At 58.3% G+C, this 20855-nt stretch carries 22 protein-coding genes and 2 pseudogenes; 15 read left to right on the top strand and 9 right to left on the bottom strand.

Annotated elements, in window-relative coordinates; translation table 11 throughout:
- Positions 1 to 27: 27 nt before the first annotated feature.
- The 3 genes from GSQ92_RS13030 to GSQ92_RS13020 form a co-directional block, all read right to left on the bottom strand.
- Positions 28 to 2076, bottom strand: coding sequence for a glycosyltransferase (locus tag GSQ92_RS13030; protein WP_159013548.1), 2049 nt, complete (start codon positions 2074 to 2076; stop codon positions 28 to 30).
- Between the two features lie 297 nt (positions 2077 to 2373).
- Positions 2374 to 3408, bottom strand: a complete 1035-nt coding sequence (locus GSQ92_RS13025; RefSeq protein ID WP_159013547.1) for a calcium-binding protein — start codon at positions 3406 to 3408, stop codon at positions 2374 to 2376.
- Positions 3409 to 4051: 643 nt separating this feature from the next.
- Positions 4052 to 4960 (bottom strand): replication protein RepA, encoded by a 909-nt coding sequence (locus GSQ92_RS13020; protein ID WP_159013546.1) that lies wholly within the window; start codon positions 4958 to 4960, stop codon positions 4052 to 4054.
- 676 nt (positions 4961 to 5636) lie between these two features.
- On the opposite strand from GSQ92_RS13020, the pseudogene GSQ92_RS13015 reads away from it, so the two are divergent.
- Together GSQ92_RS13015 and GSQ92_RS13010 are read left to right on the top strand one after the other, a co-directional pair.
- Positions 5637 to 6034, top strand: a pseudogene (locus GSQ92_RS13015) (cobalamin-dependent protein); the annotation flags it as partial.
- 417 nt (positions 6035 to 6451) lie between these two features.
- Complete coding sequence (locus GSQ92_RS13010; protein ID WP_159013545.1) at positions 6452 to 6796, top strand: hypothetical protein; 345 nt, start codon at positions 6452 to 6454, stop codon at positions 6794 to 6796.
- 84 nt (positions 6797 to 6880) lie between these two features.
- Here GSQ92_RS13010 and GSQ92_RS13005 read toward each other — a convergent pair whose 3' ends face one another.
- The 3 genes from GSQ92_RS13005 to GSQ92_RS12995 all read right to left on the bottom strand — a co-directional run bounded on the left by GSQ92_RS13005 (position 6881) and on the right by GSQ92_RS12995 (position 9120).
- Positions 6881 to 7810, bottom strand: a complete 930-nt coding sequence (locus tag GSQ92_RS13005; RefSeq protein ID WP_159013544.1) for a replication protein RepA — start codon at positions 7808 to 7810, stop codon at positions 6881 to 6883.
- A gap of 291 nt (positions 7811 to 8101) precedes the next feature.
- Positions 8102 to 8440 carry a hypothetical protein gene (locus GSQ92_RS13000; RefSeq protein ID WP_159013543.1) on the bottom strand — a complete coding sequence of 113 codons (339 nt, stop codon included), beginning with the start codon at positions 8438 to 8440 and terminating at the stop codon, positions 8102 to 8104.
- Positions 8437 to 9120, bottom strand: coding sequence for a ParA family protein (locus GSQ92_RS12995; protein WP_159013542.1), 684 nt, complete (start codon positions 9118 to 9120; stop codon positions 8437 to 8439). Before GSQ92_RS12995 ends, GSQ92_RS13000 begins: the two co-directional genes overlap by 4 nt.
- Positions 9121 to 9768: 648 nt before the next feature.
- Between GSQ92_RS12995 and GSQ92_RS31705 the strand changes: the two are divergent.
- The 8 genes and pseudogenes from GSQ92_RS31705 to GSQ92_RS12960 all read left to right on the top strand — a co-directional run.
- Positions 9769 to 9963, top strand: a pseudogene (locus GSQ92_RS31705) (response regulator); the annotation flags it as partial.
- 29 nt (positions 9964 to 9992) lie between these two features.
- Positions 9993 to 10163, top strand: coding sequence for a hypothetical protein (locus tag GSQ92_RS30950; protein ID WP_254066614.1), 171 nt, complete (start codon positions 9993 to 9995; stop codon positions 10161 to 10163).
- A gap of 156 nt (positions 10164 to 10319) precedes the next feature.
- Entirely contained in the window at positions 10320 to 11438 is a 1119-nt protein-coding gene (locus GSQ92_RS12985) for a GAF domain-containing sensor histidine kinase (RefSeq protein WP_254066618.1), read from the top strand.
- A 197-nt stretch (positions 11439 to 11635) separates the two neighbouring features.
- The gene (locus GSQ92_RS12980; RefSeq protein ID WP_159013539.1) at positions 11636 to 11935 is read left to right on the top strand and encodes a hypothetical protein; all 300 of its coding nucleotides are present in this window, start codon (positions 11636 to 11638) and stop codon (positions 11933 to 11935) included.
- 49 nt (positions 11936 to 11984) lie between these two features.
- Positions 11985 to 12173, top strand: coding sequence for a type II toxin-antitoxin system HicA family toxin (locus tag GSQ92_RS12975; RefSeq protein WP_371418557.1), 189 nt, complete (start codon positions 11985 to 11987; stop codon positions 12171 to 12173).
- 9 nt (positions 12174 to 12182) lie between these two features.
- Positions 12183 to 12581, top strand: coding sequence for a type II toxin-antitoxin system HicB family antitoxin (locus tag GSQ92_RS12970; protein ID WP_159013538.1), 399 nt, complete (start codon positions 12183 to 12185; stop codon positions 12579 to 12581).
- Between the two features lie 184 nt (positions 12582 to 12765).
- Positions 12766 to 13509, top strand: a complete 744-nt coding sequence (locus GSQ92_RS12965; RefSeq protein WP_159013537.1) for a DUF3313 domain-containing protein — start codon at positions 12766 to 12768, stop codon at positions 13507 to 13509.
- A 145-nt stretch (positions 13510 to 13654) separates the two neighbouring features.
- Entirely contained in the window at positions 13655 to 14899 is a 1245-nt protein-coding gene (locus GSQ92_RS12960; RefSeq protein ID WP_159013536.1) for a cation:proton antiporter, read from the top strand.
- 43 nt (positions 14900 to 14942) lie between these two features.
- Here the strand turns inward: GSQ92_RS12960 and GSQ92_RS12955 are convergent, their stop codons facing one another.
- Positions 14943 to 15545: a hypothetical protein gene (locus GSQ92_RS12955; RefSeq protein ID WP_216856821.1), complete on the bottom strand. Its 603-nt coding sequence runs from the start codon at positions 15543 to 15545 to the stop codon at positions 14943 to 14945.
- A 585-nt stretch (positions 15546 to 16130) separates the two neighbouring features.
- Between GSQ92_RS12955 and GSQ92_RS12950 the strand changes: the two genes are divergently transcribed.
- Positions 16131 to 16538 (top strand): hypothetical protein, encoded by a 408-nt coding sequence (locus tag GSQ92_RS12950; protein WP_159013535.1) that lies wholly within the window; start codon positions 16131 to 16133, stop codon positions 16536 to 16538.
- A gap of 338 nt (positions 16539 to 16876) precedes the next feature.
- On the opposite strand, the gene GSQ92_RS12945 is transcribed toward GSQ92_RS12950, so the two are convergent.
- Both GSQ92_RS12945 and GSQ92_RS12940 read right to left on the bottom strand, forming a co-directional pair.
- Complete coding sequence (locus GSQ92_RS12945; RefSeq protein ID WP_159013534.1) at positions 16877 to 17644, bottom strand: SOS response-associated peptidase; 768 nt, start codon at positions 17642 to 17644, stop codon at positions 16877 to 16879.
- 32 nt (positions 17645 to 17676) lie between these two features.
- Positions 17677 to 18126 carry a hypothetical protein gene (locus tag GSQ92_RS12940; protein WP_159013533.1) on the bottom strand — a complete coding sequence of 150 codons (450 nt, stop codon included), beginning with the start codon at positions 18124 to 18126 and terminating at the stop codon, positions 17677 to 17679.
- Positions 18127 to 18516: 390 nt separating this feature from the next.
- On the opposite strand from GSQ92_RS12940, the gene GSQ92_RS12935 reads away from it, so the two are divergent.
- From GSQ92_RS12935 to GSQ92_RS12925, 4 genes are all read left to right on the top strand, one after another.
- Positions 18517 to 19008 (top strand): Hsp20 family protein, encoded by a 492-nt coding sequence (locus GSQ92_RS12935; protein WP_159013532.1) that lies wholly within the window; start codon positions 18517 to 18519, stop codon positions 19006 to 19008.
- A gap of 841 nt (positions 19009 to 19849) precedes the next feature.
- A complete protein-coding gene (locus GSQ92_RS30945; protein WP_254066613.1) occupies positions 19850 to 20167 on the top strand; it encodes a recombinase family protein in 318 nt (105 codons plus the stop codon).
- On the top strand, positions 20113 to 20436 hold the full coding sequence (locus GSQ92_RS30940) for a recombinase family protein (protein WP_254066617.1): 324 nt from the start codon (positions 20113 to 20115) through the stop codon (positions 20434 to 20436). The genes GSQ92_RS30945 and GSQ92_RS30940 overlap by 55 nt, the downstream gene beginning before the upstream one ends.
- A gap of 115 nt (positions 20437 to 20551) precedes the next feature.
- The gene (locus GSQ92_RS12925; RefSeq protein WP_159013531.1) at positions 20552 to 20788 is read left to right on the top strand and encodes a hypothetical protein; all 237 of its coding nucleotides are present in this window, start codon (positions 20552 to 20554) and stop codon (positions 20786 to 20788) included.
- The last annotated feature ends 67 nt before the right edge of the window (positions 20789 to 20855 follow it).

Genomic DNA, 20855 nt, shown 5'->3' with positions numbered 1-20855 from the left:
ATTTAACAAGTGGGCCTAAGCTGACTCTCATGTTACGCCCCCAAGCGCGGAGGTATTGATAATGCGCGGAGAGGCAGGCGCCACAATGAGCCTTTCAGCCAGAATATGATCTTGCACTGTCAGACTAAGAAACGGATGATAGAAGGGATCTGCACCGTGCATTAAATGCTTCCACCTCTTTTGGAAAAGCTTCGTATCTTCTGGGTGAATTAGGTCATTGGTTTGCGTGCGGGTAGCTGACTCATGATGGTAGAGAGACGTATGTCCGTCGTAGAGCACTCGGTAATCGAGATCTCGAACGCGCAAGCACATGTCAATATCGTTGAAGGCGACGGGAAATTCTTCCCGGAAGCCGCCGACCTCCTGAAAAATCGATAAGCGCATCATGAGACAGGCACCCGTGACAGCAGAGAAATCCCGTACTGAGGTCAGCGTGCAATTGGCGCCGAGGGTCCGTGCTCCTGCCTCGTCTTCGAATGTCACAAATTTGCCCACGTGTTCAGCTGCATCGCTGTAACCGACTATTACTCCCGCATGCTGAATCCGTCTGTCGCCGAATAACAAGCTTGGCCCTACTATTCCGATTCCGGGTCGAGCGGCTAGGCTTGTCATGCGTTCCAGCCACCCCTTTTCGGTCGCTTCTACATCATTGTTCAAAAACAGTACAAACTCGCAGCCATGACTATGCTGTTGGACTGCTAGATTATTCATACGCGAAAAATTGAAATTTCCTTTGTACGGCATCACTATATGCCGTTTAGACACGGTTTGCCTCAGGTAGTGCTTGGTCCTGCGGTCATCCGATTGGTGATCTACCACCACTAGCCGGTATCGATTCGGATGCACTGTTTCTTCAATGGACGTTATGCATTTTTGCAGAAGTTCAGCGCTATTCTTAGTAGGCACTACTATTAGAGTACGGCCTTCTGGAATCGGCCAAGATATCCGATATTGGTTGAACGAGATGCCTGGAGAGGCTGTAGCTTTTGCCCCGGTTCGATCGAGATGACGTTGCAGAACCATAGTGGTGGTAGTGGTGACGGCTTCTTGTTTCGAGTGTCCTGCGCTGTTTCCATGGGTCCTCCATCGATATAGCGCAGATGGTACATGCGCCACAGTGTTCGCATGCTCGATGACTCTCAGGACAAAGTCTACATCGGCCGAGATCGCTAATTCTTCATTCCACCCCCCTACGCGGTATGCAATTTCGCGCTTTACGCAAACCAAATGTACGAAGTACGGGTGAGATAGATAGTAGTCGTACGAGAATGCTGGGCGAGCGCGAATGTCAAGAATGTGTTCTATGGAATCGGATGTGACTACTTCGTCTGAGTAGAGTAGATCGGCCTTAGATTTTTGGACCGCCCTGATCAATCGCCAGATGGCGTGCGGCTCTAAGTAGTCGTCGTGATCCATAAAGACGACATAGTCGTATTTTGCCGCTCGCAATCCGAAGTTTGTTGCTTTAGCGGTACCAACATTGTGAGGTGACTGGAGTATTCGTATCCGCTCATCAATTTTCGCATAGCCGCGCAAAATTGGTAAAACGTGAGAAGCGACACTGCCGTCGTCGACGCATATGAGTTCCCACCGACTGCACCACTGCGCTCTGACGCTTTCCAGTGCCTCGATAAGCCAAGCTTGTGGAGTATTGAAAACCGGCATGATAATCGATATCGCGTCTGTACCCGCTTCACGGTCCAGTCTAGCCCGCAGCTTGTTTAGAACCGGTTGGGCCCGAGTGCCGCGTGTCAAGAGATACTGGAAGTTTGGGTTGAGCTGGATGGTTTTTGGCGATCCAGCTAAACAGCTGGTTCTGCCGACTTGGCGAGTGGATACTTTAGCGTCAACGAGATCAGTGATACTGCCGTTGATGTCGATCTTGTAGGCGCAACAACCATCACCCAAACCGGCAAGTAGTAGATCGTCACGAAATATATCGGCTTTTGCGGTGCCTAGAACTTGGCCGTCCTCGGTTACGGCCTCGACCCAAACTGGAGTGGGGTCGGCATCATCACGAGCCCAACCATACAGGCTCCCACCGTATATGGTGTCAAAAAAGCCAGAAAGCGTCACGCCTTAGTTCTCGATGAGCGGCTCAAAATCCAGCTCTTGAGAGCTGACAAGATTCTGGCCGCTCGGAGCATCTATGGAGATGTTCTCCGGAAGCATGCATCTTTGATGGACCTCAATTGCGTTTGGCACACTCGAGGATATCACCAGCCACAGCGGCATCAAAGCGTAGGTTTGATGCCGCTGTGGTGATCCAACCAAAAGCGAGTGAGGTCTGAGACAGCCACCCAGCGCTAGCTAGGGGGCCAAAAAAGCTATGTTTTGGACCGCTTTAAGCCCTGTATTGGTTACCTATCGATTCTAACTAAAGAGCTTGTGGTCGAAGCCCGCGAGGGTGATCGAAGTGCCGTCTGTGAGCTTGATGACGTCGCTGCCGTTGGTAATGCCTTCGCTTGCAATAGCATTGCCCTGGTATAAGCCGAAGACTAGCTTGTCACCGAACTTCAGGCCCAGGATGGTCTCGCTGCCGCCGGCATGTCCAGACAGAAAGGCATAGGTATCGGGGCCAGCGCCGCCGATCACCGTCGAATGGCCCGAACCACCAACCACGGTATCGGCCGCGCCATTCAGCGCCATGAGAGCGGTGGTGTTCGCGGTGGCGAAGGGACTGGTGCTGAAGGATTCGACGCCCTTGCCGGTCAGGCCGTCCAGCACGGAGGTGCCGGTGCCCGCGATCAGGGTGGTAGGGCCGGTGCCGGCGGCGAAGGCGGTGATGTTGTTACCGCCACCGATCGTCGATGGCCCGGTTCCGGAGCCTCCGACCAGCGTGCTATTGCCTGTGCCGCCTTGCAGATAGGTGCTCGCCGAGCCCGTGCTGCCAAACATGACGTCATTGCCGGAGCCGCCGACGATCGAGACCGCTCCGGAACCGCCGACAAAGCGCAGATCATCCTGTTGGAATTCACCAACGAACGAACCGGAACCGCCAATAACGGTGTTGTTGCCGGCCACGCCAATGACCGTGTCACTGCCTGAACCAGCGTGGATGGTATCGGCGCCGCCCGCATAGACGACAGCGTTGCCGCTACCCGTATTGACGACACTGCCAGTAGCCAGGCCGGTCTGGAGGAAGATCGTCGCATTGCTGCTGCCGCCATTGATCGTATCGCCGCCATTGGCGTCGAAGATCGGGCCGAGGTTCACACCATCCGGCAAGTTGATGATGGTGCCGGGAGCCGCGTCGATGATGAGGGGTTGACCGGGGCTCAGCGTCGGGAAGGTGCCTGTGCCATTGTAGACAACTGAGTTGGGACCAAACCCTGCCTGAGCAAAAGCTGCGGCGGCTGCACCCGTGAAGTTAGCAGGCGCCACGCCACCTGGGAGGCTAACACTCATCCAATTAATCCCTACCCGAAAAATATAGTTTTAGTCAAAGTCAAAATTTACAAAGCTAGCCAAACTTTCGTAATACTATTGCCGCTATTGCCACAAAAGGCAGCTAGCGATTTCATACTATATCTAAGCTTAGCGTGAGCTCTAACGACACAACAGATGCTAAGCAAGCCGAGGCGAAATCAATTCATCTGTCTGTCATTTAGCCTGTTCGAGGAAGCTCCGTTACCAAAAATTAACCGCTAGCACACGATATCGCAGCGCAGCAAAGCTTGCAATGCCTTTTATTTAAATCGATGCAATACCCCAATACGAATTAGGTTCAATGTCACAACGATGTGTCAAATGGGTGAATGCGGCAATCGAGTTAAGAGTCTTAAGGCTGAGATGGGCCACTTGTTGCATAGTGTTCCTGCCCACGCGGACGTCCGCACTGGGGTGAGGGATCGGACAGAGTATCTCGATCCTAACGGGGCCAGGTCGGGGTCCATGTTGCTTGGCTGAGCCTGGGGCTTCATTGGGTTTGGCCGCTGCGATCGTGACGCGGTCACGTAACTAAATAGCCGACAGGTTCCAGAAACCATGATCAACCCCATCCCAGTGGGTGCCTGCCTGGCTTCGACTGGGGCGCGACTAGACTCCACACCTAGCTAGTTATGAGCTTGGCGACGGCGGCGCGCGAGGGTCGGAGGATGATGCCATTCTCCTCCACGCCGACCTTGGCCTCAGGGTAAACCGCAAGGGCTAGTTCCAGACCGGAGAGGAAGCCAGAGCGGAAATCTCGCACTCGGCCATAGCCCGCCCCGAATTGTGCATAGAGGGCGGGCCAGGAGACCTCGACATCGCGGGTTAGGGCATGCAGGCGATAGGCAAGCCATATATAGATATCGATCACCGCGCTGCGCGGCCCGATGGCGCGCAGCGCCTGCTCGCTAAGCGGCACGGGGTGGTCGCGGAGGGCACGGTAGAATTCCTCGTTCAGCAGCACTCTTTCCTGCCAGAGGCTCGGCTGGTCGCTGGTGAGATCGGTCATCGTGATTGAGCCATCGACGAAGCCGCCACGCCGCATGACCTCCTTATTCCCCTTATCGGCGAAGAAGGTCAGGGTGCAGCCGGAGATGCGACGGGCCTGTTCATTGACCATGCGATAGGTGGTGCCGCCAATGCTCAGGCCCATCTGGCTCAGCCAGACGCGCATGGAACGGCCCAGCTCGATTTCCCGGCTGCCTTTTTTCACGGCCTCGCTTTGGAGAAATAACAGAATGAATCGAGCGTAGCTGCCATAGGGCAGTCCCAGCGACTTGCCGGAACGATCGAGACCGCTCTGCAAAAGCAGAGTCAGGTTATGCCCTTCCCGCTTCCAGACGTTTTCCTGCTTTGGCTTATGAGGCAGGCAGGTCAAGGCGAAACCCGAATAAGTAAAGCCAACGCGGTCGACCTCTTCACTCAGCACCTGATAGGCGGCATCGACAACAGCACGATCATGTTTCGTCAGTGCCTGTCGCCGCGCTTCTTCAACCCCTTGCTGATGGATCAATCGATGTATGTCGGCCATGCCTTTGTTCATGGCTGAAGAAATCCACTGCGGCAACGTGGAGTCTAGTCGCGCAAGCTATTAGCAGAGATATTAGACTCTAACTATTAGTATGCGCGACCAGACTCCAGTGGATAACCCCGAGTCGCGCGACCAGACTCCAATAGGCGGCGCGACCAGACTCCACGCTTAAGCTGTGGAAAACCCGCTTTTCCTGTGGTTTTCGTGGCTGCGAGTCGCGTGATGTGCGGTCCGCGCGCGGTGTGGAGTCTGGTCGCGCGCTGGAAACAGCACGTATCATGGATGAGGCGTTGTCCTGGCAAAAGTGCATGGGTGTGGAGTCTACTCGCTCCGCATCCTGTGGCCCGCGCACCTCTATGGGTTCCTTTTCGCCTCATGGAAAAACAGGGCGTCGAAGATCTCGTTTAGGCTGTCGTAATCTTTTTGCCACATGTCGGCTGGGATCATGGCCGGCCCAAAGCGTAGCTCGAGTTCTAGGCCCCCCTTCCCTGCAAGGGGGGGACTGGAGGGGGCCCGGCCTTAGCCACCCTGCCTTCGAGGCATGCGGTTGCTGTTCTTCACGAGTGCGAGGCGATCACAGCGTAACGATCGGAGCACAGCCACACTAGACGACCCTGTGGCTTAGGGTCAGGCGACAAGTCGTTGTCCGGCCGTGTTTCATCCACGAGGAGGGATGATGAAGCTGCTAGCCGTTCATCCCAGCGGCCTTATGTACACACGGGTTTTCCTTCGTCTCGAGCCGCTCGGTTGGAAATGATTGCCGGAGCCGCGCGCGAGGCCCGCCATGCGGTGAAGCTGATCGACCTCCAGGTGGAAACCCATCGCGATCTCGACCGGCTGGTGCGGAAATGGCGTCTAGATGCGGTCTGCTTCTCCGGTAACTACCTCGCCAATATCCCGGAGATCATAGACCTCGCGAAATCGATCAAAGCCAAGCTGCCGGAGTGTTTCGTCTTCGTTGGCGGACATAGCGCGTCCTTCGTCGCCGTCGATCTACTGCGCCACGCCGAGGGCGCGATAGATTGCGTGCTTAAGGGCGAAGGCGAGGCCGCGGTCGCGACGTTGCTGGCGGCGGTTGGGGCTGGTGCAGGCTAGCGCGAGCGACGTGCACTAACCAGTCTGGACTACCGGTTGTACGATATTCAGCACTGCGCGCGCGACGGGCGAGGCCGCGCGGCTGTTGCTGCGGGGGCAGACGAATTTCGTGCGAAGGCTCTGGCGATTAATTCAGTTTCGACCCGCGGCTGCAGTTGGCTGATCATGCGCGGGAGGCATCGCGTAGCGCACCTGTCCCCAGCGCCTGGCGTGACGCGGGAGCGGCCGGATTCGAAGTCGCTTTACGTGCATGGGCCCGGAGGCCGGCGCAGCCGCGCCATCGACGACGCCACGGAAAGCTTTGTCGAGGCGACCAGAATGGGCGCTTAAGCCGTGGCTCAGGTCTACGGCGAATCAGTACTCGCGGTACAGGCTTGAACCAAGATGCCTTGAACCATGGCGGCGGGCGTTATTACATCCGGCATGGCCCCATCTGATGCTTTTGACCCGCCCGCCACCATCGCAGAGTGTCAGGCGGCAGGGTTCGCCTTTGGCCAGGCGCGGGCTGAGGTGGCGCGAGTCAGTTTTGAACAGGATCTGACGGAACAACTTGCGGTCCTGACTAGGGTCCTTACCTTCTCCGAACTCGATCAGGAACAGGCCTTGGCGGCTTTCGACCAGGCGGCTTGGGCAGGATGGGAAGGCACTGCCGAGGATAAGCCGAGCAAGCCCGTCTCTAAATGGACAAAGATCTTTCATAGATCCTCGGGGAACGGCGAGGAGCCGCCGCGCGATACCTGATGAGAGTCACGGGGCCTCCTTACCCTAACCCACGCAACTGAGCCCAAGGCAAGTGGATAGCTGGGAGTGGGGGTTTTGGTGAGGTTAGCGGCTAGCGATCAGCTTTGGGGCTACGGGGGGACGGCTAGGTTTCAGAATGAGCCCCTCCTCCACCACCTCGACGTTAGCACTGGGATAAACAGCCAGTGCTAATTGCAGCACGCTCGGAAACTTCGATTTGAAATGATAAAGTTCTTTAAAGCCGCTTCCATGCTGGGCTTTGAGGGCCTTCCAAGTCACAAGGCGTGGCGCCGCCAGCGAGTGGAGCCGGTAGGCTAGCCAGATGTAGCAATCTAGGGCCGCGGAATTATTCGCCAACGCCTTGATTGCAGCTTCCTCAAGTGGAATCGGATGCCTCTTCAGAGCCTCAAAGAAGCCCTCGCTCAGTTTAGCCGTCTCTAAACTGAGGCGCTCCTGTCTGCTGACCCCTTCCCGTTCCAGAAACAGCGCTCCGTCAACCACACTTTGATTGACCAGCCCCAGCCGACCGTCGCCCTGGAAATGGAACGTGAGCCTGCAGCGGCTAATGAGTTCGGCCTGCTCGCGAACTGCTTTGCCCGAACTGCCTCCCCACGGAACACCGATGCGACTCATCCAGGCGCGCCAGCTCCGGCCGAGCTCGACTTCTCGGGAATTAGTCCGCAGTGCTTGCGTCTGAAGATAAAGGAGGATTAGGCGTGCGTAAGAGCCGAACGGGACGCCGACGAATTCGAGATTGTCGCTGTCGCCGATAGGCCGCCTTCCTGGCTCGACCACCAGGCGCATTCTCTCAGAACTGACGACCCATGCCTGCTCTACGGGCTGCCTGCGGTGAGGCAGCGCGCATTGCGCCCACCCTGAATAGGCGCAGGCAAGGGCATTGTCCTCTTCGGAAAGGTACTGCGCGGCCGCCTCTATGACGTCCCGCGAGACCGTTCCCATTTCGATAGCGCTTTGTTTGCCTTGCTGCTCAAGCAGCTGGTGGATTGTACCCATCGAATCGCCTCCGATGATTCGATGGTGCCCTACTTGTCCATTGGTGTCCCTGGGAGGTTTGGTGAGAAGACTAATTGGAAGAGTATTAGTTCTATCTATTAGTTTGCTCACTAGAGCCCCCGGGATAACGTCCAGCGCCTCTCCGCAATGCTGGCGGCGTCCTCTCCAGACCCCCCACTTCCCTCACTAAATCCCCCATCAGGCCTGTGTATCCGTTCTTCTCACCAAATCCCCCAGCCCATGAAGTCACACCAGGCTTAGGGCAGAAACTGGTCACGATAGGCATCATGCTTAAAGTTCTCTGGAGAGAGCCTCTAAGGCACGCTCAAAAGTCTCACCAACCTTCCAACCCTTGGTTTCCGCCAAGGAATAGAATCGATCGACCATTTCCTGGCTAGTTTTAATACTCAGCACCACATTTCGGCCAGTTCGGTAGGTCATCGGCTTACGCTTAGTAGACGGTAGGTCTACCGACGCCTCAGGCGCGGCTTCTCGACTCTTGAATCGGCTGGCGGCGTCTATCTCCGCAGGCGGCGGGCGGGTTTCAGGTATCGCCTTGGGTTGGAAGTCACCAACATCTAGAGTTGGTGCTGGCGAGGGATTTCCGAAGATGCTGGATCGTTTGTTCATGCTGCCGCCCCTGACCTGTTCGCCCGGAGCAGTGCAACAATCTCTTGGGCGAACTCCTGCGCGTTTTTCACCGCAGCATCGATATTCCGTACGTTCTTCGGGTCGAGGGCGGCCGCAGTTCCCCCGAAGCTGAAGATGGCCCGATAGGCGTCTCTGTCGTGCAACTTGGTCTTCAGCACCGGCACGCCATTTGCTTTGAACTCAGTCTCGATTGCGGCGAGTGTCCGCGGCTTTATGGCGGCGCTGGTGCAAGTAAACAGGATTACGGCTGGTATCTGTATTCGAAAAGCCTCCTCCTGCTGTCGGACCTCTCGAATGGCGGAGACCGCCTCCACAGCATCCAGCGTTGAGCCCCTAGTCGGTATCACAACCAGGTCGGCGCGTGACATAGCGTAGGGGATCATCCGGCTAGCCGTACCTTCCAGATCGACGATGACGAAGGCAGCCCGTGTAGACTCCTCTTCGATGGTTCGCACGATTGTCTTCTCCGACACGTCATCTCTAACGGCCAAGTTGTCTGGCTTGCCGGGCAGGCGGCCCCAGCGGCTTACCGGCCGATTGGGATCTGCATCTATGATGGTGACCGTCGCCCCGTTCAGGGCGAGTTCTGTGGCGAGCAGCACGGCGGACGTGCTCTTACCGGCGCCGCCTTTCGGCGAAGCAAATACGATTGTGGGCATTCTTCCCCTGCTGCAAAGCCAGGTAGACGTTAGACCAATCGAAAACGTCTTGGCAACGGTAGACCTTCCGTAGACCTACGGGAGACTATTTAAGCGCTAAGTAGGATAGCTGGGTTTAGACTAGGCCCTCGTGAAATTCGCCCCATGCCGCGATGGGCAGCTCAAGGAACCCGATAGCGAGCTTGCGGCAGCTCGCCGCTGCTCCCGCGCCGAGCTAGGAGTATACCTTAGGTAGTCTAAAGGCAGCCCAAGGGTAGCCCTACCAATATCTCTTGAATCCGGTAAACCCACCGAAAGTCTTCCGAACGTTTACGGGAAGTCTTCCGAAGACCTATCGCGATCCACGCGCCTTGGTCTACTGGGAACCTTAAGCAGCAGAGCCGGGCAACAGGGCCTGGCTCGACGATCACACTCCACCCCAGGAAACCCTTGGCAGCCGGCATTTTCGCCAATCCTAGGAAGGCGCTCTCTTGGAAATAGCTTCTAAACCAGCCCCTTTATTGGCAAAATGGGCACGGTAATCCAGGTTTACCGTGCCACACTATAAGGGCAGGGCGGGTTGCCCCAATCTGAAGCCCCGGTGGGTGCCTGTACCCAGCAATGCCGCCGTCGTGTTTGGCAATACCCTGGCCAATCCCTTGATAAGACATGGCGCTGGCATCCGGGGAGAATTGCATGGGAGCGTTGCGTGTATTGCTCGTTGAGGATGAGCATCTCATCCGGCTGATGGCTGGGGAGTTTCTCAGAGACGAGGGCTTTGACGTCGAAGAGGCCTCGTCAGGTGATGAAGCCGCCTTACGGCTCGTGGGGCCAGAGCTTTTCGATGTGCTGTTCACCGATGTCCAAATGCCGGCAAAATGGATGGCATTCACGTGGCGACCCACGCCCGCGGGTTCCATCCGACAATTATCCTCGTCGTTGTGTCCGGCTTCGCTCCACTCATCCACCACCGCCTCCAGGATTTCGATCCCGCCGCCGTCTTCTTTCCCAAGCCCTATCAGTTGCCCAAGATCGTCGAAACGATCAGACGCCTGGCAGCGTAGGACCGATACGAAGGAACCAAGAGGGGCGCACCACCGTTGGAAGTGATATAATCTCCCCTGGCTCTAAAACGGAACTACGAGAGTAAATGGGATATTCCGATGGCTGATGTCGCAAAGGCCGCGATAGCTGCAATCGCCCGGATTGACGCCGTGCCGATGATCCTGGACGTGGTTTGCCGCACGACTGGTATGGGCTTCGCGGCTGTCGCCAGGGTCACCGAAGACCGATGGGTCGCGTGTAAGCTACTCGACCAAATCAACTTTGGCCTAAAGCCAGGCGGAGAGCTAAAGGTCGAGACCACCATCTGCAGCGAAATCCGGCGCAACGCTGAACCGGTTGTCATAGATCACGTTGACCTAGACCAGCGATACAGCCAGCACCACACCCCTCGGCTCTATGGCTTTCAAAGCTATATATCGATGCCGATCATCAGGGCCGATGGCTCAATGTTTGGTACCCTTTGCGCAATCGATCCTGAGCCTAGGGAGCTGAATGCTCCTGCCACCTTAGCGATGTTCAAGGCGTTCGCCGACTTGATCGCTACCCACCTTGATGCGCAGGACTACAGTGACGCGCGTGACAAGGAGCTGATCGACCAGCGCCATGACGCCGAACTGCGGGAGCAGTTCATCGCCGTGCTCGGCCACGATCTTCGCAACCCGCTCGCCGCTATCGACGGCGGAATTAGGTTGCTGTCCAAACGACCACTTGACGACAAAGCTGCCGGCATCATCAAGCTAATGCAAGATAGCGCGGCGCGGATGAGCGGGCTCATCGATAGTGTTTTAGACTTCGCTCGCGGGCGCTTGGGCGGCGGCATCGCTCTGGAGCGTGTCTCTAGCACCTCATTGGTGCCGTTACTCGACCTAGTCGTTGCTGAGCTTCGAACGGCATGGCCTGACCGCGTCATCGAAACTGACTTCACGATCGTCGAGCCCGTCTCGTGTGACGGTGAGCGTGTCGCTCAGCTATTCTCCAACCTATTGGCGAACGCCATTACGCACGGCGCGGGCGATACGTCGATCCGGACGAAGGCTTGGACCCAGGGCGGCTTCTTCGAGCTGTCGGTCGCCAATTCAGGTGAGCCAATTCCCGCAGCCACGATGGAGCATCTGTTCCAGCCGTTTTACCGCAACTCGCTCCGACCAACTCAGCAAGGGCTCGGCTTGGGGCTGTATATCGCCTCAATGATCGCTCAGGCGCATAGCGGCAGGCTAGACGTCACCTCCACCGCGGTTGAAACACGATTCACGTTTCGTATGCCGATTGATTAGCCGAGTTTCCTGCCTCTGACACCGCCTCCGATCCCGTAATTGCAGTCGGGGCGGAAAACCGTACGCTGAACGGCGGCGCGGACAACTCGAGCAGGCGGCCTCGCCATCCTGGGGAGGATATCCTGCCGTTGGAGCGCCCCCGATTGCTATAGCTAGCAAAACCACCCGACGCGCGCTTCGAAGTGGATGTCAAGGGAATGAAGCTCTTCAATTCCCTTCCTCCCATTAAAAAGGGCTCGTCCCAGGACCAGGTCATCCGCCAGCACTGCAAGGCGCTGCGCATGCCGACGATCGGCGGGCAATTCGTACGCTTGGCGGAGGCCGCCACCCGCAAGGGGCAGTCCCATGTCGGCTACCTCGAGGCGCTGCTGGCGGCGGAGTTGGAGGAGCGCGAGAGCCAGAACACCCCGCGCGATCGCATGCTCCTGAAGCCGTCAGGCACGAGTGTACATACTTGCCGCGCGTACAGAGGAGGGAAGGGTAGGTTGCCGCAATAACGGGGTGGCGTCTTGGGCTATTGCCACCCCCGGCCCTTTCGTGTGTATAATGCGCACAATGAAGAGCGCTGAGCTGATCCGTGACTTAAAAGCGGCTGGATGGATCCTAGATCGGGTACGCGGCTCCCATCATGTGTTCAAGCATCTCACCCGCTCTGGCCATGTCGTAGTGCCTCACCCGAAAAAGGACCTCGGCAACGGCCTCGTGGCAGCGATCCGCAAACAGGCCGGACTGTAAGGAAAGATCATGCGCTATCCGATTGCCATCGAACCTGGAACCGGAACCACTGCCTTCGGCGTCATCGTGCCTGATTTGCCCGGGTGCTTCTCGGCCGGCGACACACTCGATGACGCTATGTCCGGAGCCGAAGAGGCTGCGGCTGCCTGGATCGATGCTACCCTGGACGCGGGCAGAGCCATTCCCACGGCGTCCAGCCTGGAAGCACTGCGCCAGCGGCCGGATTATGCCGGATGGACCTTCGGCGTCATTACGCTGGATCCTGCTTTGCTCGATGACACGGTTGAGCGGGTAAACATCACATTGCCGCGTCGTGTGCTGAAGCGCTTGGATGCCCTGGCCCGCGCCGCTGGGGAGAGCCGCTCCGGCTACATCGCGCATCTGACGCTGGAAGAGCACGAAGCTTAAAGAGTCGGTCCCTGCACTCTCCGGCCGGCATTCACCTTCGAATTAGGCCCAATTTTTAATGACTGTTTACCATGCCAAGCTTTCCTACCCGACGAGATGCCACATTTGCGCCCAGGAAAGATGGTTGCCCCCGGTCGTTTTACCTGCCACGTGTCGAACTCGTTATGAACGAAAGTAGGCAAAAATGTCTCGGACGACTCAATGGATTGCCGTGGCTGCGTGTCTCGTCACCCTTGGTGGCTGCCAGCAGAAGGCAACCTCCGGGCTACAGACGGGTCAGGTCGTAGGCGGCGCCACAGAGCAGATGGCGGTTTCAGTTCCAGCCAATGGTTTCCTTCCGAGCCCGCAGCTCCTTACGCCGGGCGCTTCGGGACAAGCGGACTTCACCTACCTTAATACTAACGTGCAGCCCCCGTCCTATACCGCAGTAATGGTCGATCCCGTGACGATCTGGGCCGATCCGGCTTCATCCTTGAACTCAGCGACCCCCGGCCAGCGCCAACAGCTTGCTAATTTGGCATCATCAGACTTAAGAAATGCGATGAAGCAAGTGTGCCCTCTTGCACAAAATCCCGGACCCGGAGTGTTGGTTTTACGTGTCGCGCTAATTGACGCTACGAGCGCTAATCCCGTCGTCAACACGATCGCAACATACACGCCCTACGCAAGCACCGCTTATGATCTGGCAGCATACGCGTTCAACAAAGACGTGGGCTATTTCGCGGGCACGGCGACAGCCGAGGCATATGCCGTCGACGGTGGGAACGGAGCGGTCGTCTGGCAGGCAGTGAGCAAACGTGGCGGAACTTCCGCTGCCATTAAAGACACCCTCAATCAGTGGCTTGATGTGCAACACGCGTTCCAGGCTTGGTCGACCCAACTGGCCACCAGATTTCAATCAGTCGGTTTCTGCCAAAACCAAGGGTAACGCCTCGCGCACTCTTCAGCGGACGACACGTAAAAGGGTGCGCGAAGCATGCTTGTTGGTTTACCGTGCCTGGAAAGGAGAGGTTACCTTGATCTGAGCCGTCCCCGCGCAGCTTGGGTTACGATATCTGGGAAATCGAGGCACCATGCATCCTCTTGAATTCTTGCGTTCCCACGCGGTCTCCCTGCCGGACTTAGTAAAATTCTCCATCGCCTTGGCCATTATCTTCGGTGTGCCGTCGCTGTCGCGGCGGGTGCGGCTGCCGCCAGTGGTCGGTCTGCTTCTGAGCGGCGTGATACTCGGACCGTATTGCCTGGACGTATTTGGCATGAACAGGCCGATAGCGGACTTCTTCGCCGATCTGGGCAAGCTGCTCCTCATGTTTTTCGCCGGTCTGGAAATCGATCTGACGCGATTTCGCCAGGCTCAGCGCAAAACGATGATCTTCGGCCTGCTGACAACAATGATGCCGCTGATACTGGGAACCGGCGTCGGCTTCCTGCTTGGCTACGGAATGCTGACAGCGATCGTGCTGGGCTCGCTGCTGGCCTCTCATACGCTGCTGGGTAACAACATCATCCGGGAACTCGGCGCGAGCAGGCTTGAGCCTATGACGGTCACGGTCGGAGCCACGGTTGTATCCGACACCCTGTCATTAATCGTCTTCGCCGTCTGCCTCTCGACATTCCAGAGTGGCTTTTCGGTTACCGGTCTCGCTATCCAGCTCGTCGAGATCGCGATTTTTGTGCCACTCATCCTATTCGGCCTTAGTCGGGTGGGAGCCTATCTCCTGCGGCAGGTCGAGAGCAACGAGGATGCCTACTTTATTCTGATGCTGGCGATCGTCGTTGTCGCCGGGCTTCTGGCACAAATGATCAACCTGCCTGGCATCGTCGGCGCCTTCTTGGCTGGGCTGGCGGTCAATGCGGCTGTGCAGGACAAGCCGGCGAAGGAGAAGCTCGAATTCATCGGAAACAGCTTCTTCATCCCAATTTTCTTCATCGTGACAGGATTCCTGATCAATCCGCCTGTCTTCATCGCAAGTATCGTCGGGAACTTTTATCTCGTCATTGGCATCATCGGCGCGCTGCTTGTTGGGAAATGGTTGGCCGCGCAGGCCACTGGACAGGCCTTCGGATACAGTATGCCGGCGAGGTTGACGATGTGGTCGCTTACTCTGCCACAGGTCGCGGCGACGCTAGCTGCCGCACTTGTCGCTTACGACACGATTAATCCATCAGGGCAACGATTGTTGAATGAACGGATGCTGAACGCGGTGTTGGTGCTGATGCTAACCACTGCCATTCTTGGCCCAGTACTGACGCAATTCTTCGCACCCCGCATGATCGCGAAGGACATCACTCTTAGAAATGATCCGCAAGCTGGCTAATTAGCGGGATTAAAGCCAAACCGTGAGGCACGAGTGCACTAGCTTACCGTGCCTGGGCGGGACGGGAAGTCTGGTTGCCGCAATCGCGGCATGGTCTGGAGCTAAGCTCGAGCAAGTGCTCGCCGAGCGATACTCTCGGCAAAAGCGGCGTTTCACGGCGATTGTGATCCCCGCCGTCGTGCTGCCTAGCCGCCGCCGCTTGTTCGAAGGTCGTCCCGTGCTCGGAAATGAAGTCCATGAAGGCCTGTGTGGGATGCGCCACGACGCTATTCGTATATTCGCAATGCTCGTCGTCGATGGGCTTCACACTCAATGTCCAGATAACTTGAACCCTGGTCCGGCCACCGGGCGTGAAGGCGTCTGAGGTCGAGACCATGCGGCAGAGATGTGGTGTTGCCGTCTCCGCGACGTAATGCTGGATCATCAGGGTCTGGCCGACCATTTCCACATTGATCGACATGTGGGTTCCATCGTCGGTGACTGTCGCTCCGCAGCTGATGTGACCGGGCGGGCAGCAGCGTTGATATTCCGCCTCGGGAAGGCCGAATAGCCACTCGGATATATCTACTTTGTCGATGGGCACCGCGATCACGTGACTGAAGGCGGAGGAAGACAGGAGCTTTTCGCCCAGGATCACGTCATTCATCTAAAAGCCCTTCCGATGCAGCTGCCCAGCTGCTCAGTCCTCGAGCGCTGCTCAAATGCTATTGGCGAGCGAGGGGTCGTCGCAACACCTCAAGATGATTCTGCCCTTACGGGCGATGAGTTCAGGTGTCAGGTGGTCCACCTCCATCGATAGATATTCGGCCGCTGTCTGCCTGCTCAGCTAGCCCGCTCTTACGTAGTCCAATCCGGCAGCCCCCCGGTCTATGGGAGATCACAAACCGATCCCATTGAGCCCCCGTCTAGGGTGCCTTGGTCTGTCAGAGAACCGCCGATTCAGCTGTTATCTTTCGCCAACGATAAGCGGCCACGCTAATGGAACCATGAATGGCCACGGCAATGGAAACGAGTGTGCCCGCGAATCTGCGTAAGAGCGAACAATCCGGCAAGATGTGCGCCGTATATGAACGTCGCCGGTTTGGGACTTACTCGCGCCCTAGCGGGGCTCGACGCATTTCTCGCGGAGGAACGCACGCCAAGGCAACAGATAAACCCTCCGTGCATCGCGGAGTCGTGCTGACGCCGGGTGCGCTCAATGCCCATTTCGGCATTGTCCAGGAGATGAACGATGGCGAGACGCGATAGGCCTTCTTATTCGGAGAACGACCTGACCCTAGCTCGCGCGCTGGGTGTGTTGAGCATTGGCTTGGGTCTGGTCGACCTTTTCGCGCGCCGCGGCGTATCCCGAAAAACCGGAATCCGAAACCAAACCCTGGTTGGCTTGTATGGACTGCGAGAAATCTGCACCGGCATCGGCCTACTTGTCGCGCGCGACCCGATGCTCTGGGTTTGGGCGCGGGTCGGCGGTGATGCGCTCGACATGGGCACGCTCGCATCCGGCGTCACGACACGTAACCCTCGGCGAAATGGCGCACTGGCAGGCTTGCTAATGGTGGTTGGAGTCACGGCGTTAGACCTCGCTCTCGCCGGCCGTCTGCATGGCATCGCAGAGCGCGAGGCTCATTCCGGATCATGAGCAGATCGGCGACGGCGATCGTGGTGGCATCGGCGCTTGCCTCGCCGGATGCTACGGCTCCGAAAGGCTCTGACTACGGCGGAGCCCCCTATTACGCGCCTGACTACGGCCCGCCCGAGGTTATTGGCGACTACGGTGGTGGCTGCTGGAACTGTGGTTATGGAGGCGGCGGCAACCGTCGCCCACCGCCCCCGCCACGCTATGCGGGCAGGGCGGCCCTCCGCCGCCCGGTGCAGGACTGCCTCCAAGACCTCCGCCGGGCATGCCTGTGCGTCCAATCGGGCCGCCGCCTGTTGCGCCGCCGCTCAACCCCGTCAATCAGCGGAATGGTCAGCCGCTCATTCCTCAGGCGCCACCTCCCATAAGGTAGGCTGCGTCATCGGCTTCTGAGAAGCATCGACGGTCTGAACCTTCTCGCTGCTAAGAGTTTCCGACGCCGCTGGGGGGTCCTGTTTCTCGCCCCTGGCGACGACAATCAGCGCATTGTCGGCGAGCGGCCGCTGCAGCCTCAACGCCTCCAGGGCGGGCGCCATCATCCAGATGTCGATCTCCTCCTGGGTTGTGAGGATCACCGGCATCGCCTTCGGGTGATAAGTGGCCACGAGGGCGTTGGGCTCGGTCGTTAGGAAGCCAAAGATATCGTTGGTGGTCTCGCCCTCCTTGACCTTCCGGACCGATGTCCAGCGCGTCCAGATGCCGGCAAAACAGGCGAGCGGACGGCTTTCGTCCAGCGCGAACCAGATCGGCGGCCGAGACCCGTCCGGCGACACCTCGTTTTCGGAGAAGCTGGTGAATGGCACGACACAGCGGTTCTCGACCCCGAGCCATCGTCGCCAGTGGGAGGAGTTCGTGTTGCGGATGTTGGTCACGCCGGAGTCCGACTTCCTTGGCTGGCCCTTTGCGTCGATGAGGAATTGCCGCGGCGTCGGCATGCCCCAGCGCGCCATCGTCAGCTCGCGGCCGTCCGGCTGGTTGCGGACAATCGGCGCCGGATAGTCGGGGAAGATGCCGGGCAATGGCGGCATATTGCCCGTGCGGTCGGTCATCGCCCGGGTGAAGTCTCGGATCGCCTGCTGGCCCTTGGTAACGCTGTAAAGGTTGCACATACGGGCACTATCTAACCGACCCGCGCTGGTGGCTAGCGACCCATCGCTTCACCATCGCCTCTCCATTGGGTCACCGTCCAAAAGGGGTTTCCATCAATATCGGCCAGTTGTGCATCCAACGCCTCGATGCATCGCCCCAGTTGGGCCAATACGGCCTTTGCACCCTGTGGCACGTCAGTATCGGCTATCTTCTTCAGCAGTGGAGCAACCTGAGCGGCGCCTTTAGCTGTGATGATGCCGAACTCTGCCGCATAACCATTCCGGTCGTTCTTGCCGCGCTTGACGAACGGTTTGACATATTGCGGCGGGATCATGCGCACCGCGTGACCAAGGCCTTGCAGGAACCGGCCCCAATGGTGGGAACTTCCGCAGGCTTCCAGCACCATCACGGTAGAGGGCTGCTTGCGACAAAATGCCTCGAACTGGGCTCGGCTAAGGTTTCGCCGCAAAACTGGGTGATCCTGGGCGTCTACCTCCTTCATTGGCTCGCTTTTGACAGCCAATCTTGGCACTCGATGCCGTGGGACCGTCCACTCCAACACCAATGCACCCGTCGTGCACATTGCGTGGGCAGCGTATTCGGCCGCTGGCTGTCCGCACGTCAATCCCGCATCTGCAGGCGATCCCGAGATGCGCGGACGTTGCGGACGCCACTGACGGCAGCCTCGCGGGTGCGGCCCGTCATGGAACCCAAAACGTGGGAGATTCTCTGTGCGTCCCCTGTCGAAAAGGTTGGCAAAAAAAATCAAGCGACCCTCTTGAACGGGGATTTCTGCCGAATTACCTCGCCGACCGTCGAGGCCCAAGCGGCTCGATGAGACGCCGTCGGAGGCGGCGTATCCGTATCCATGTTGCTCAAGGAGGATGTGGTTATGAGAACCTATGACTTCGCTCCCCTGTTCCGTTCCACCGTGGGTTTTGATCGGCTGTTCGATAAGCTCGAAGAAGCCTCGGCGCGCCCGGATTGGCCGCCCTACAATATCGAGCGCACGGGTGAGAACCGGTATCACATCAGCATGGCGGTTGCTGGTTTCGACCGAAGCGACATTGAGGTCGTCCAGCAGGGCAATGCGCTTGTCGTAACGGGCCAGAAGAAGGCAGAGCAAGGCCAGCGCGAGATGCTGCACCATGGGCTGGCCTTTCGCAGCTTCCGGCAGACGTTCAACTTAGCCGATCATGTGAAGGTCTCAGCGGCGACAATCGAGAACGGCCTGCTGTCGATTGAGCTCGTCCGCGAGATCCCCGAGGCGCTGAAGCCTCGGCGCATCGAGATCGGTGCTCCGACGGAAATCTCTGGACAAGACAATCGGCTGAAGCTGTCTGATCCGAATACAGATCGGCAGGCGCAGACGCAGGCTGCCTAAGTTTCGCTGCCTAGGGCTTTGGTTGAGCCTCCCAGCGCCGCTGGGAGGCCTGATCGTGGAGATAAGGGATGAGTGACCAAGCTGTACCTGCGCTAAATCGAGTGCGCAAAATACAAAGGACTGCAAGACCTCAGAGGACGGGCTGAAGCCGTCAGCGCCTTTCCTCGCCCGCCCGGAGGAGATCCTGGGTGATCCAACCCTCAGCAGGGATGAGAAGCGCGCGGTCCTTGCGTCATGGCTATCAGATGCACGTGCTCTTCCAGATGCCCCGCGCTGGCGTCAGCTGGACAACGGCGCCTTCGTGGACGTCGACGATCTCTACGCGGCCCTTCGCGCGGTGGACGACTTTGACGTGGGCATCGAGAGAGGCGAGTTAGGATGCGCGTCTTTCACATCGTGGCGGCCCAGGCGGAGGATCCGGCGGATTGGCAACATCATCCGCCGGAAACGTTACGATGACGACGACGATGATCCGCCGCCAGTGCCTGCTTTGTGCCGATTGCCGCCCAGAGGTCGCCCGCCAGTAGGGCAGGAAGCGCCACTCCTCATGGAGTTTGCGGCTTAGTGGCTTGCGGCTGGGCGCCGCGTCCCTTGCCGCTTCGTCCAGTTAGGGCAATTGCTAGCAGCCGACCGAGGATAACCGAGCCGCATCGGAGCTCGGTCGGCACCATTCGCGAGCAAGTCCAAACCAATTCCTCTTGACCCGTCACCACATCACCAGATGTGGGCAGAGGTGTCCAAAAACGAGCGTTTATGGACACCGTCGTTTATCATGTCCGAAATATAGCTTGACTGGCTTATGGACACCACTAAGGACATCGGTTCCGGACAGGAGACCGCAGTGTCCCGCACCTTCGCCTACGTTCGCGTCTCCACGGTCGGCCAGACTACCGAGAACCAGAACCACGAGATCGAGAGCGCCGGCTTCAAGGTCGATCGCCGCCGCGTGGTTTCGGAAACCGTCTCTGGCAGCTCAGCTATTGCGCGCCGCCCGGGCTTTCAGCAGCTGATGAACAGGCTGGAGCAGGACGATGTCCTCATCGTCACTAAGCTGGACCGCCTCGGGCGCGACGCCATCGACGCGTCTCCAGCACAGTCGCCAAGCTGGCCGAGCTTGGCGTCCGGGTTCACTGCCTCGCCCTTGGCGGCGTCGACCTGACCAGTGCCGCGGGTCGTATGACGATGGGCGTCATCAACCATGTCGCTCAGTGCGAGCGCGACCTCCTGATCGAGCGGACGCACGCCGGACTGGCCAGAGCAAAGGCTGACGGCAGTGTTCTCGGTCGTCCGGCGACCTTAGGGAACGAAGAGCAGCAGGCCGTGCTGGCTGCCCTGGGGGCCGGTGACAGTGTCTCAGAGTTGGCCAGGCACTACGGCACCAGCCGGCAGACCATCATGCTGATACGGGACGCTAAGGCAGCGGCATAGCTCTCGGCGCCCCGCAGCCGGCATGGCGTCTTTGTAATCCATCTTCCCGACTTGTGAGATGCTTCTGACATTTCCCACACGACCTTGATGGTCCACTCCATCCTAGGGTCGCAGCGTGAAATCTCTCGGCGTCTTCGTCGCTACGACTATCGGCGCCTACCTGGGCACCGTGCTCGCCTGGGCGACCTACGCCTATCTATTCGACATCTACGACGGTGAACTGGATCGGATCGCATCCCACGTCGCGCCTATCTGCGGTCTCATCTTCGGTCTTGTGGCGACGGGGATCTCATCCTTGCACACAAAGCTTGCCGCAGAGTCCGGTAGGAGGCAGACTCGCAACGAAAGATAAGGCATCCAGGGGTAAATGTGAAATCGCTCGCAATACTGACCCCCTGAGGCGGTTTTCGCTTCCAATC

The sequence above is a fragment of the Acidisoma sp. S159 genome (assembly GCF_009766125.1).
Taxonomy (GTDB): domain Bacteria; phylum Pseudomonadota; class Alphaproteobacteria; order Acetobacterales; family Acetobacteraceae; genus Acidisoma.
This window is presented reverse-complemented; position numbering and strand designations above follow the sequence as displayed.